Source organism: Microbacterium sp. NPDC058389, assembly GCF_042722305.1.
Classification (GTDB): Bacteria; Actinomycetota; Actinomycetes; order Actinomycetales; family Microbacteriaceae; genus Microbacterium.
Window position 1 is genome coordinate 432,409 of the sequence record NZ_JBHXJQ010000002.1, and the last position, 11,748, is coordinate 444,156.

Annotated in this window: 13 protein-coding genes; 7 read left to right on the top strand and 6 right to left on the bottom strand. The window is 72.1% G+C overall.

The window, feature by feature from the left end; genetic code table 11:
* Positions 1-3 precede the first annotated feature (3 nt).
* From ACFWJ8_RS04810 to ACFWJ8_RS04825, 4 genes are read left to right on the top strand one after another with little or no spacing between them, the layout of a single operon-like run.
* Positions 4-219, top strand: coding sequence for a DUF2997 domain-containing protein (locus ACFWJ8_RS04810; protein WP_378809507.1), 216 nt, complete (start codon positions 4-6; stop codon positions 217-219).
* Positions 216-989 (top strand): 4Fe-4S single cluster domain-containing protein, encoded by a 774-nt coding sequence (locus ACFWJ8_RS04815; protein WP_378809508.1) that lies wholly within the window; start codon positions 216-218, stop codon positions 987-989. Before ACFWJ8_RS04810 ends, ACFWJ8_RS04815 begins: the two co-directional genes overlap by 4 nt.
* Entirely contained in the window at positions 986-1,507 is a 522-nt protein-coding gene (locus tag ACFWJ8_RS04820) for a hypothetical protein (protein ID WP_378809509.1), read from the top strand. Before ACFWJ8_RS04815 ends, ACFWJ8_RS04820 begins: the two co-directional genes overlap by 4 nt.
* Positions 1,504-2,352 (top strand): ComEA family DNA-binding protein, encoded by an 849-nt coding sequence (locus tag ACFWJ8_RS04825; RefSeq protein ID WP_378809511.1) that lies wholly within the window; start codon positions 1,504-1,506, stop codon positions 2,350-2,352. The genes ACFWJ8_RS04820 and ACFWJ8_RS04825 overlap by 4 nt, the downstream gene beginning before the upstream one ends.
* 80 nt (positions 2,353-2,432) lie before the next feature.
* Here ACFWJ8_RS04825 and ACFWJ8_RS04830 read toward each other — a convergent pair whose 3' ends face one another.
* The 3 genes from ACFWJ8_RS04830 to ACFWJ8_RS04840 all read right to left on the bottom strand — a co-directional run bounded on the left by ACFWJ8_RS04830 (position 2,433) and on the right by ACFWJ8_RS04840 (position 6,585).
* Entirely contained in the window at positions 2,433-3,533 is a 1,101-nt protein-coding gene (locus tag ACFWJ8_RS04830; protein WP_378809513.1) for a flavin-containing monooxygenase, read from the bottom strand.
* A gap of 186 nt (positions 3,534-3,719) precedes the next feature.
* Entirely contained in the window at positions 3,720-5,333 is a 1,614-nt protein-coding gene (locus ACFWJ8_RS04835; RefSeq protein WP_378809514.1) for a LuxR C-terminal-related transcriptional regulator, read from the bottom strand.
* A 43-nt stretch (positions 5,334-5,376) separates the two neighbouring features.
* The gene (locus tag ACFWJ8_RS04840; RefSeq protein ID WP_378809515.1) at positions 5,377-6,585 is read right to left on the bottom strand and encodes an AI-2E family transporter; all 1,209 of its coding nucleotides are present in this window, start codon (positions 6,583-6,585) and stop codon (positions 5,377-5,379) included.
* A 102-nt stretch (positions 6,586-6,687) separates the two neighbouring features.
* Here ACFWJ8_RS04840 and ACFWJ8_RS04845 point away from each other — a divergent pair, with 102 nt between their 5' ends.
* Positions 6,688-6,981 (top strand): chorismate mutase, encoded by a 294-nt coding sequence (locus ACFWJ8_RS04845; protein WP_018173782.1) that lies wholly within the window; start codon positions 6,688-6,690, stop codon positions 6,979-6,981.
* A 69-nt stretch (positions 6,982-7,050) separates the two neighbouring features.
* Here ACFWJ8_RS04845 and ACFWJ8_RS04850 read toward each other — a convergent pair whose 3' ends face one another.
* From ACFWJ8_RS04850 to ACFWJ8_RS04860, 3 genes are read right to left on the bottom strand one after another with little or no spacing between them, the layout of a single operon-like run.
* Complete coding sequence (locus ACFWJ8_RS04850) at positions 7,051-7,737, bottom strand: hypothetical protein (protein WP_378809517.1); 687 nt, start codon at positions 7,735-7,737, stop codon at positions 7,051-7,053.
* Positions 7,734-8,648 (bottom strand): ABC transporter ATP-binding protein, encoded by a 915-nt coding sequence (locus tag ACFWJ8_RS04855; protein WP_378809518.1) that lies wholly within the window; start codon positions 8,646-8,648, stop codon positions 7,734-7,736. The genes ACFWJ8_RS04850 and ACFWJ8_RS04855 overlap by 4 nt, the downstream gene beginning before the upstream one ends.
* A complete protein-coding gene (locus ACFWJ8_RS04860; protein ID WP_378809520.1) occupies positions 8,645-9,037 on the bottom strand; it encodes a GntR family transcriptional regulator in 393 nt (130 codons plus the stop codon). The genes ACFWJ8_RS04855 and ACFWJ8_RS04860 overlap by 4 nt, the downstream gene beginning before the upstream one ends.
* Before the next feature lie 362 nt (positions 9,038-9,399).
* On the opposite strand from ACFWJ8_RS04860, the gene ACFWJ8_RS04865 reads away from it, so the two are divergent.
* Positions 9,400-10,794, top strand: a complete 1,395-nt coding sequence (locus ACFWJ8_RS04865; RefSeq protein ID WP_378809522.1) for a glycine betaine/L-proline ABC transporter ATP-binding protein — start codon at positions 9,400-9,402, stop codon at positions 10,792-10,794.
* Complete coding sequence (locus tag ACFWJ8_RS04870) at positions 10,791-11,747, top strand: ABC transporter permease (RefSeq protein WP_378809524.1); 957 nt, start codon at positions 10,791-10,793, stop codon at positions 11,745-11,747. Before ACFWJ8_RS04865 ends, ACFWJ8_RS04870 begins: the two co-directional genes overlap by 4 nt.
* The last annotated feature ends 1 nt before the right edge of the window (position 11,748 follow it).

Consider the following 11,748-nt stretch of genomic DNA (forward strand, 5'->3'; position numbering starts at 1 on the left):
GACATGGCCAAGCAGCTCGTGGTGAGACTCCGCGCCGACGGAACGGTCGATGCCGAGACGATCGGCATGCACGGGTCGGAGTGCCTCGACCACATCGAGGCGCTCGAGGCCCTCCTCGACGCCGAGACGGTGTCGTCGAGCTTCACCGAGGCCTACACGTCGGCCTCGACGTCGGACTCGATCCCGATCGACACCGAGCAGTCGGACGGCGCACCGTGACCGACGTCGTCGCCGAGTCGCCCGGCCGCGGCGGTCGCCGGTCGATCCTGGGCACCGTGGCGCCCGCCGAGGCGCCGGCCGACGCCGTGCGCTGGTCGCGCTTCCTTCCCGCGACCGAGGCGGAGGGGCCCGGTGTGCGTGCGGCCGTGTGGCTGCAGGGCTGCGCCGTCCACTGCCCCGAGTGCTTCAACCCGCAGCTGTGGGCTCCGCGCGGCGGCATCGTGACGGCGCCCGACGAGCTCGCGCGGGCGTGGGTCGCCGAGGCCGTCGCGCGCGGCGCCGAGGGTGTCACGCTGCTGGGCGGCGAGCCGTTCGAGCAGGCGTGGGGCGCGGCATCCCTCGCCCGCGCGTTCCGTGAGGCGGGCCTCGGGGTCATGACGTTCAGCGGGCACCCCTACGGACTGCTGCAGGGCTGGGCCGACGGCGGCCGCGACGACATCGCAGCGCTGCTCGACGCGACCGACCTGCTGTGCGACGGACCGTACCTGCGCGACCTGCCCGACACCGGGCGGCCGTGGGTGGGTTCGCGCAACCAGGGCATCCGCGCGCTGACCGGGCGCTATGCACCCGAGGTGCGGGCGATCGCGGCCGACGGCGGCGCCGACCGCGTCGAGGTGCGCATCGCCCGCGACGGCACGGTCGCCGTCAACGGCTGGGCGACGGATGCCGCCCTCGCGGCCCTCTTCGACGACCTGGGCGTGCGCGCCGACAGCCCCGCACAGGTGGCCGCGGCAGACAGAGGACGAACACGAGTGGAGGCCGTGCGATGAGCGTGACCCTGATCCTGATCCCCGCGGCCCTCGCCGCCGCCACCGCGATCTCGGCCGCCGGCGGGATCGGCGCGCTCACGCAGCTGGGTCGCGACGATGAGGTCGGGGCAGCGGGGGAAGCCGCCGCCGAGAGCGGCCCGCGACCCGTCGAGGTGCGCACGCGCATGAAGGACCCCGACCTGCTGGGCGACGCGCTGCGCGACATCGGGGCGACCGGCGTGGCCTTCGACGGCGACGCGCTGTCCGCGGCCATAGACGGCGTCGAGCTCGACATGCGGCGCTCCGAGGACGGCGTGTGGGCGGCGCACTTCCAGCGCGCCGACGGGCGGGAGCTCGCCGAGGCCGAGGCCGCCGAGCTCGTCGCGCGGCTCGACGCCGCGTACGCGCTGCGGGTGCAGCAGACGGTGGCCGCGCGCATCCGCGAGCGGGCGGCATCCGCCGGGTTCGAGCTGGTCTCGGAGTCCCGTGACGACGATGACACCGTCACGATGGTGCTCGACGTGAAGGACTACGCATGAGCACCGCGCGCGCCACCCCCGCGACCGACGTCCCCAGCATCGGCTGGATGCTCGGGATGAGCTCGTGGATGCTGCTCACCCCGGTTCCCGGACCGATGTTCGCGTGGCTCGGCTTCGGCATCATCGGCGTCGTCTCGCGCAGCCGCCGGCTCATCATCCTCGGCGTCGTGTGGGGCGCGATCGCGATCCTGGTGAACCTGGAGCTGTGGGGCCAGGCGCAGCCGATCGTGCGGACCGTCGCGTACCTCGCCGGCATGGTGTGCGCGCTCGCCGTGAACCCGGGGTGGCTGCGCACGATGTGGCAGCGCCGCCTCGACAGGTCAGGCATAGGCGCGACCTCGGCGCGTGCGGCTGCGACAGGCACTGCCGCGGCGTCGGCCGGCAACCGGGCGAGCAGGCGCGCTGCGGCCAAGCGCAAGCAGTCGCAGAAGTCGGCTCAGGCGAAAGCATCGGCTGCCTGGCCGGCCGCGAAGAAGGAGGTGGCCGGACCGGCGCCCGACGAGGCCGCCGAGCTCGCCGCCTCGGTCGGCGCGTCGGCGGACGATCTGCTCGACACCCCGGCCCGCGAGACCCCGGCGACGCCGGTCGGGCCCGTCGCAGCCGCCGAGCCCGTCGACGTCAACACCGCGACCGCAGCCGAGCTCGAGGGCCTGCCCGGCGTGACGCGCGCCCGCGCACGCAAGGCCGTGTCGGCGCGCGAGGAGCAGGGCGGGTTCAGCTCACTCGAGGACTTCGGCGAGACGCTCGGCCTGCAGCCGCACGAGATCGTCCGGCTGCGCAAGGTTGCGGTGTGCTCGCCGCGCCCGCGGGGCGAACGCCGCTTCGGCCGGCGCGTCGACTTCTGACGCCCCGCCGCGTGCGGGAATCCGCGAGGGATGCCGCGGCCGCGGCATCCCCGCGCCTGCACGTTCCGGCACGCCCGGGCTCAGGCGCGCACCGGCGCGGCCGTCGCAGGCACCTGCTCGGACAGCCGCGCGACCACGTACTCCGCGTCGCGCCCCATGCCCATGAGCGTCGGCGAGGCGACGGAGTACTGGAACGGCAGGCCCACGAACGCCAGCCCCGGCACGTGCGTCGCGATCCCGCGCTCGTGATCGGGCCATCCGCCGGCGCCGAACGCCGCCGGGATGTCGAGGAACGCCAGATCCGGGCGCGAGCCGGTGCACCACACGATGGTGGCGGCATCCATCCGCTCCCCGTCGACGATGGGACGCCCGTCGGCGACGCCGTTGACGCGGCCGATCCGGCGCACGCCCGCGCGGTCGAGGTCGGACACATGGTTGCGCACGAGGTTCACGCCGTGGCCGCGGTGCTCGGCGGCGAAGCGGCGCCCCCGTTCGGTGTCGAGGGTGAGCCCACGCAGGCGCCGGATGAAGATCCCCGCGATGAGGTTGCCGACAGGTGTGTCGATGCGCCCCGGCACCTGGCCCGGGTGGCGGCCGGCGAGCGTCGTCGGGTGTCCCGTCGCCGCGGCCTCCAGCGCGATGTCGGTGCCCGAGTTGCCGGCGCCGACCACGAGCACGGGACCGGGGGCGAAGTCCTCGGGGCCGTGGTAGTCGAGCGAATGGACGGTGCGGATCGCCGGATCGAGGTCGCCGGCGAACGGCGGCACGAGCGGCACGCGGTGCGCTCCGGCGGCCACGACGACGTGCGCCGCGACGAGCTGTGCGCCCGTGGACAGGGCGAGCCGGAACCGGCCGTCCGCGTCGAGCGAGACCCGCGACACTCGCGTCGACATCAGCAGCGGGGAGCCGATGGCGGCGGCGCAGCGCTGCAGATAGTCGGCGAACTGCGTGCCGGTCGGGTAGGCGAAGTAGCCGATGCCGAGCGGGATGCCCGGGAGCTCGGCCCACCGTCGCGGCGTGAACAGGCGCAGCGACCGGTACCTCTCACGCCACGTGTCGCCGACGCGGGCCCCCGCGTCGATCACCAGGTGGTCGATGTCGCGCTCGGCCAGCAGCCGTGCGGCATGAAGGCCGGCGGCGCCCGCGCCGATGACGAGGGTGTCGTGCTCTGTCGTGTCCATGTCGTCCTCCTGCGCTCACGGTAGGTCTGCGATCGAGCCCAGGGCATCGGCAGAAATGACCAATTCGCCGTGACTCGGGTCCTCGAATGAGGGCCTGGGCCGAACTGCGGAGCTTCTGCGCGAGGGCGGTCCGCATTCCGGCTCAGGTCCTCGGCTGAGGGATCGGGATGCCGCCGCCCGCTGCGCTTACCCGGTCGCAGCCAGCCCGTGCTCGAACGCGTACGCCGTGGCGGCGGAGCGGCTCGGCACGCCGAGCTTCGCGAGGATGCTGCCCACGTGCCGGGCGACCGTGCGCTCGCTGAGGAAGAGGTGCTCGGCGATGCGCCGGTTCGACCAGCCGCGCGAGACGAGCGCGAGCACCTCGCGTTCACGACGGCTGAGCCCCGGGTCGGCGCCGCCACTCGCGGCCGGCGCGGTCGCGGTGCGCTCGAGCCGCGCGAGGTCGGGGATCGCGCCCAGGCCCTCCAGCACCCCGCGGGCCGCGTCGAACTCGAGGTCGGCACCCTCGCCGTCGCCCAGCGCCCGCACGGCTGCGCCGATCGACACGCGGGTCAGGGCGGCGTCGTAGGGGGCGTCCAGCCGGCGCCATGCCGCCCACGCGGTGCGCAGCAGAGGGAGGGCCTCGAGCGGGCGCCCGCTCGCGACCGCCACCTCACCGTCGGCGCGCGACGACAGGGCGCGCAGGTACACGGTGTCGAAGGCCGCGGCGCACGCGGCGAGCTCGGCGGCGGCATCCCGCGCCTCGTCCACGTGCCCACGTTCGAGGGCGATCCACACCGCCGCAGCCAGCACCTCGGACCGGGTGGCGGGATCGACCGCCGTGGCGCGCGCGGTCGCGAGACCCGCCCAGGCGCCCGCGAGGTCGGCGGTGTCGCGGTGCAGCAGAGCCAGACCCGGCTGCACCTCGCGCCCGAGCGCGGCAGCCCGGCGCAGGGCGTCACGGCAGGCCCCGGGCCGGCCGGCCACCCGGTGCAGGTCGGCGACGCGGTACCAGGCGTTCGCGAGCGTCTCGGTGCGCTCCTCGGTCGCGCACACCTGGGCGGCGGCCGCCGCGGCGGCCGACCACTCGCCGCCGAGCTGCATGACGCTCGCGCGGTGCAGCGTGCACTCCCCGCGGAACGGCTCGAGGCCCCGCTGCGCGTCGCACCAGTCTCCGAGCTCGCGGGTCCACACCCGTGCGCGTTCGACGTCGCCGCGGGAGAGCAGGCTTGCGATGACGGCGCAGTACGCCGGTCCGGCCGCGCGGTCGCTCACGCGCCCGTCGGCGATCCGCAGCATCACCCCGTCGAACGTCGCGAAGGCCTCGGCGATCCGGCCGTCGGCCAGCAGCGCCCGACCCAGCCCCATGGTCGCGAGGGTGGCGGTGTCGGCGTCGTGTGCGGCATCCGCCCGCTCGATCGCGTCGCGGTACAGCGGAACGGATGCCGCGGCCTCGCCGCGGCCGGACGCCGCGACCGCGGTGCACAGTGCCCGCACGCTCTCGGTCGCGGGCGTCGCCGCCGGGCGCGCGCACAGCTCCATGAGCCGCGCCATCCATGCGCCGGCGCGGACGCCGTCGCCGTGCTCGCTCAGTGTGAAGCCGAGCCAGAACACGCAGCGGACGGCCGACGCGAGGTCGCCGTCGTCGAGGAACCGCAGATGCGCGCGCTCCCACGCGCGCTGCGACACGTCGTCACGGCCGACGAACCAGGCCGCCTGGCCGAGCTCGTCCAGCTCGTCGCCGGCCAGTGTGGCCTCGTGAGCGGCGAGCTGCTCGAACCGTCCCGTCCAGTCCACGACGGCGGCGCCGCGGATCGCCATGCGCAAAGTATGGGCGCGCGGCGATCCGCGAGCAAGGCGCGGGTCAGAGCTTGGCGTCCTGCTTGGGGATGAAGACCTGCTTGAGGATGAGCAGGATCGACGCGGTCACGGGGATCGCGACGAGCGCGCCCAGCAGGCCGAGCAGGGTGCCGCCGACCATCGCGCCGATGACCACGAGCGCACCCGGCACCGAGATGGCCTTGTTCATGACCTTGGGCGTGAGCACGTATGCCTCGATCTGCATGTAGACGAGGTAGATGATCGCGAAGATCAGCGCCGGCAGCCACCCGGTGAACAGGGCGATCACGGTCGCCGTGATCCAGTACAGCACCGAGCCGACGAGCGGGATCAGGGTGATGCCGAACGCGAGGACGGCCATCAGCGCGGGGAAGGGCAGTCCCAGGAACAGGTGCAGGAAGAACGCGACCACCGAGTTGCAGAACGCCAGCACCACCATGCCCATGAGGTAGCTGCCGATCGAGTCGGTGATCTGCTCGGTGAGCTCCCCGGCCTTGGGGCGGTTGCGGGCCGGCGCGAAGCGCAGGAACGCCACCTTCATCGCCGGCAGTCCGGCCAGGAAGTAGAGGCTCAGCACCAGCACGATGATGAGGCCCGAGATCGTGGTGCCGACGTTGATCGCGAAGTTCAGGACGCCGCCGCCGATCGCCGCGATGTTGGCCGGGTTGGTGAGGAACTTCTCGACCTGGTCGGTGATCGCACCGACCTGGGAGCCGAACGTGTCGCGCAGCCACGCGTAGAAGTCGCTCTTCTGGAAGTCGTCGATCGTCTGAGGCAGATCGGCGAAGAACTGCGTGATCTGCGTCACGAGGGCGGGCACCACCAGGAGCAGGATGCCCGCCAGCACGATCGCGAACGCCGTGTAGACGATGACGATGCCCCACGCCCGCTTCACATGGTGCTTCTCGAACCACCGCACGACAGGGTCGAGGCCCAGCGCCGCGAACAGCGCGAACACGATGTAGATGATGATCGTCGACAGGTTCCAGAACGCCAGGCCCAGTGCGACGGCGACGAGGCCGCCGAGGGTCACGAACAGACCCACGCCGAACGGCTGGTTCAGGTTCGCCCAGAACGTCCGCGACGCCGGCGCTTCGCCGGAGCGTGCCGCGACGGTGTCGGGGACCGCGATGCCCTCCGCGTGGGCGGCATCCGTGGGCGCGGCGGCCTCGACGGACAGGGGCTCGGCGGCTTCGGCGTCGGTGGCGCCGATCGAGGGCGAGACTTCGGTCATGCGACACACTCTAGGGCCGCGTCACACACCCGCGCATGACCGTGGGCGGCGAGCGGACAGGACCGGACGCTCGGGTAGGGTCGAGGAGCGAAGGAGGACCCCATGACCGAAGACCCCACGGCGACGCTCACCCGTCTGCGCAGCAGCATCGACAACATCGACGCCGCCCTGGTGTATCTGCTGGCGGAGCGCTTCAAAGCGACCAAGCAGGTGGGGCACCTGAAGGCGGAGCACGGCATGCCGGCGTCCGACCCGGCCCGCGAGGAGCAGCAGGTCGCCCGCCTGCGCAGCCTCGCCGAGCAGGCCGACCTCGACCCGGCGTTCGCCGAGAAGTGGTTCAACTTCGTGGTGGCCGAGGTCATCCGCCACCACACCGAGGCCGCCGACAGCCGCTGACGGCCCACCGAGACGACAGGATGCCTCGACCCGGCGCAGCGCGCCGGGCCGAGGCATCCCCGTGTCCGGTCAGGGTGTCGCGCGCCGCAGCGTGAAGAACGACCCGATCGAGATGACCACGGTCAGCAGCAGGCCCCACAGCGACAGGCCGAGCGCTCCCTGCGTCATGATCCACTCGAACAGCGCGGCCCAGGCGTTCGCCTGACCGACGAGGTACATCGCGCCCACCAGAAGCACGCCGATGCCGACGAGCACGATCGTCAGCCCCATCGGGCCGAACCGCTTGTAGAGCAGTGCGCAGCTGAAGCCGATGATGAACAGCAGCATCGCGATGCCGAAGTACACGACCGCGGCTGCAGCGGGGCCGGCCTCCCACACCCACGGCAGCCGGAAGAACCAGCCGTTGAGCCCCCAGCCGTTCGTCGCCTCTTCGACGAACCCGCCGACGACGAAGACGCCGGAGAGGATCGCCGAGGTGAGCACGGCGGTCAGCAGCGTCCCGAGGAGGAACTCGCGGCGCGTGATGCTCAGCGCCTGCGAGAAGGGGAACGACAGCGTCATCGCCTGGATTCCGACGGCGAAGAAGTACCACAGCGGCGCCTGTGCGCCGCCGCCGTACTTGGGTGCGTCGGTGGGGATCATCGCGTAGATCGCGAGGCTCATCAGGAACGATGCGCCGAGGATGATCAGGGGCAGCCAGATGAAGGTCTGCCGGTTGATCAGCTGCATGCGGATCACGTTGAGCGTGCGGCTCATCGGAGTGCTCCTTCGTCGAGGGCGGACTGGTCGGCGGCATGCTGGGTCGTGCGGACGATCAGCTGCTGCAGCGAGACGGGCGCGACGTCCAGGCCGGCGGCGGCGAGGCGCTCGCGATCTGCCAGCGTCAGCGCACCGAGGACGGTCACCGATGCCACGTTGCCGAGGCTCTCGCGATGGATGACCTGGCGACCCTGGACGAAGGCGTCCACGGCCGACGCGTCGCCGACGATGTTCGCCGCGCGGTCGCGGACGGCGTCCGTCGCCTCGTCCATCACGATGCGTCCGCGGTCGATCACCAGGACGCGCTCGATGAGGTTCGACACCTCGTCGATCAGGTGGCTGGAGAGGATCACCGTGCGCGGGTGCTCGGTGTAGTCCTCGAGCAGCCGGTCGTAGAAGATCTGCCGCGCGACCGCGTCCAGGCCCAGGTACGGCTCGTCGAAGAACGTGATCTCGGCGCGTGAGGCGAGGCCGATGATCACGCCGACGGCCGACAGCTGACCCCGCGAGAGCTTCTTGATCCGCCGGCTCATCGGGAGCTGGAACTCGTCGATCAGCTGGTCGGCGAGCTCCTGGTTCCAGTTCGGGAAGAAGAGGCGCGCGGCGGCGAACGCGTGGCCCGGCTTGGCGTCGTCGGGGTACTTCTGGCTCTCCCGCACGAAGCACATGCGCGAGAGCACCTTGGCGTTCTCGTACGGCGACTGCCCGAACACGCGCACGTCGCCGCTCGTGGCGAAGTTCTGCGCCGTGAGGATCGACATGACCGTGGTCTTGCCGGCGCCGTTGCGGCCGAGCAGGCCGTAGATGGTGTCCTTCTCGATGGTGAAGCTCACGTCGTCCACCGCGACGACGTCGCGATAGCGCTTGGTGAGACCGTTCACCTCGACGACGTGCGTCCCGGTCGTCATCGTGCGTTCCCTTCCGTGGTGGTCGCGGCGCGCGCCCCGGCGCGGTCGCGGATGAGCTGTTCCAGGTCTGCGGGCCCGAGCCCGAGCTTGCGGGCCTCGACGAGCAGCGGCTCGACGAAGCGGTCGGCGAACACGGTGCGGCGTTCGCTCAGCAGAAGCTCGCGGGCTCCCGGCGCCACGAACATGCCGATGCCGCGGCGCTTGTACAGCACGCCCTTGTCGGCGAGCATGGCCACTCCCTTCGCGGCGGTCGCGGGGTTGATCCGGTAGAAGGCGGCGAGCTCGTTCGTGGACGGCGCCTGCGCCTCTTCCGCGAGGCTGCCGTCGATGATCGCGTCCTCCACGCTCTCGGCGATCTGGAGGAACAGCGCCCGGCCTTCTTCGATCACATCCCGCTCCGCTTGGTCGGTTACTTACTTGACTAACTAACCATGCAACGAAGGTGGGGCGTTGTCAACCCCCATGCGGGCCGCCCGCTCGCACGACGGGCGTGGTATCACGCGTGCGCGGAGTAGCGAAAGGGCCGGTGGGTGTCGAATTTGCCTCGATTCCAACGCCTGTGAAACGGTGGATGCGGCCCCGTGCGGGGTCACACCCGACCAGTCCGCGGTCGCTGGTGACGTTCACCCGAGCGTCAGACCGGCGAGCGTATGGTCGGCGGCCGCTGCGCGGATCCGACATCCGCTGCGAGTGCGGCCGCCACCCGGGCGCGACCGATGCAGCTCCTGCACCGGAGCTGCCGAGGTGCACAGTGACGCTTCCGCCTGCCATCGAGGCGAAGAACCTGTTCAAGGTCTTCGGACGCAATCCCAAAGACGCGGTCCAACGGCTCCGCGCAGGCGCGACCCGCGCCGATGTCGCCGACGCCGGCTCGGCCGCCGTCATCGACGCGAGCTTCACCGTCCAGCCGGGCGAGATCTTCGTCATCATGGGGCTCTCGGGCTCCGGCAAGTCGACGGTGATCCGCATGCTCAACGGCCTCCTCGCGCCCACCGCCGGTGACGTGCGCGTGCAGGGGAAGAGCGTCGTGGATGCCTCGGCCAAGACATTGCGCGGCATCCGCCGCCGATCGATCTCGATGGTGTTCCAGCACTTCGCGCTGCTGCCGCACCTGACGGTGCTCGACAACGCCGCCTATGCGCTCGAGATCCAGGGCGTCGGCCGCGACGAGCGGCGCGAGCGCGCGCGGGAGATCCTCGGCAAGGTCGGCCTGGGGGATCGCGTCGACGCCATGCCCGACGAGCTGTCGGGCGGCATGCGCCAGCGCGTCGGCCTCGCCCGGGCGCTCACGGCGGGCACCGACATCCTGCTCATGGACGAGGCCTTCTCAGCTCTGGACCCGCTCATCCGCCGTGAGATGCAGGAGCAGCTCATCGAGCTGCAGCGGGAGCTCGGCCGCACGATCGTCTTCATCACGCACGACCTCAACGAGGCGATGTTCCTCGGCGACCGGATCGCCGTGATGCGCGACGGGCGCATCGTGCAGACAGGTACCCCCGAAGAGATCCTCACCGACCCCGCCAACGACTATGTCGCGCAGTTCGTGCAGGACGTCGACCGCGCCCGCGTGCTGACGGCGGGCTCGGTGATGGCCCCGCCCGTCGCGACGACGCCGGTGAGCGCCGGCGTCCGCGGCGCGCTGCGGGTCATGCGCGACCTGCAGGTGGGCTCGGTGTCGGTGATCGAGAACCGCCGCTTCGTGGGCACCGTCACCGACCGCGCCGTCATCCGCGCGGTCAAGGCGGGCAGCACCGACCTGCGCTCCCTCGTCCGCACCGGCCGCCCCGCGGTCCACGTCGACGACCCGCTCACCGACGTGGTCGAGCGCGCCGTCGAGAGCCCCGTGCCGGTGGCCGTCGTCGACGACGCCGGGCGCCTCGTCGGCACGATCCCGCGTGTGACGCTGCTCGCGGCTCTCGGCGACGTGCCCGCGGTGACCCGTGAGAACCCGATCATCGACGTCCCCGCCAGTGTGCCGGCGAGCGAGATCACCCAGACGCTCGCCACCGTCGAGTCCTCCGCGGCGGCGACGACGACCCTCGGCGGCCGTGCCGCCCCGCCCACGCGCCTCGCCGCCGGCGCGACGGCCGCAGGCGCGCCCGCCGCCGACGATGCGCGCGCCACGACGGAAGGAACCGCCCGATGAACGACACGTTCCGCCTTCCCCTCGGCGATGTCGTCGAGGGCGCCGTCCGTTGGCTCATCGATGCCCTCGGCGGGTTCTTCGACGTCGTGGCCGTGGTCTTCGGCGGCCTCTACGACTGGCTCGACGCCTCGCTGTCGACGCCGCCGTTCTGGGCGGTCATCCTCGTGATCGCCGCGTTCGCGTATTGGTCGAAGGGCCTCATGCTGGCCATCGGCAGCGCGCTCGGCCTGCTCGTCATCGTGGCCGTGGGTCAATGGTCCAACGCGATGGACTCGCTGGCGCTGGTGATCCTCGCCGCGGCGGTGGCCATCGTGATCGCGGTGCCGCTCGGCATCTGGGCCGCGAGCAGCGACCGCGTCTCGGCCGTGCTGCGTCCCGTGCTCGACTTCCTGCAGACGATGCCCGCGTTCGTGTACCTCATCCCCGCGATGCTGATCTTCGGCGTGGGACCCGTGCCCGGCATGGTCGCGACCATCGTCTTCGCGCTCGCTCCCGGCGTGCGGCTCACCGAGCTCGGCATCCGTGGCGTCGACGCCGAGATCGTCGAGGCGGGCCACGCGTTCGGAGCCTCGCCGGGCCGCATCCTGCGCCAGATCCAGCTGCCGCTCGCGATGCCGAGCATCATGGCCGGCGTCAACCAGGTGATCATGCTGAGCCTGTCGATGGTCGTCATCGCGGGCATGGTCGGCGCCGGCGGCCTCGGCGGCGCCGTCGTGCAGAGCCTGAGCCGCATCGACATCGCCCTGGGCGTCGAGGCGGGCCTGTCGGTCGTCATCCTTGCGATGATCCTCGACCGTGTGACCTCCGGATTCTCGGCGCCTCGCGAGCGCCGGCCGCGGACCTCGGGGGATGCCGCCACCGCCGCCGTCACGACCGCCGATGAGCGGCGGGTCGCGGCATCCACTCCCGACACCGCCACCACCGCCGACGACCGCACGCCGGTCGCGGTCTGAA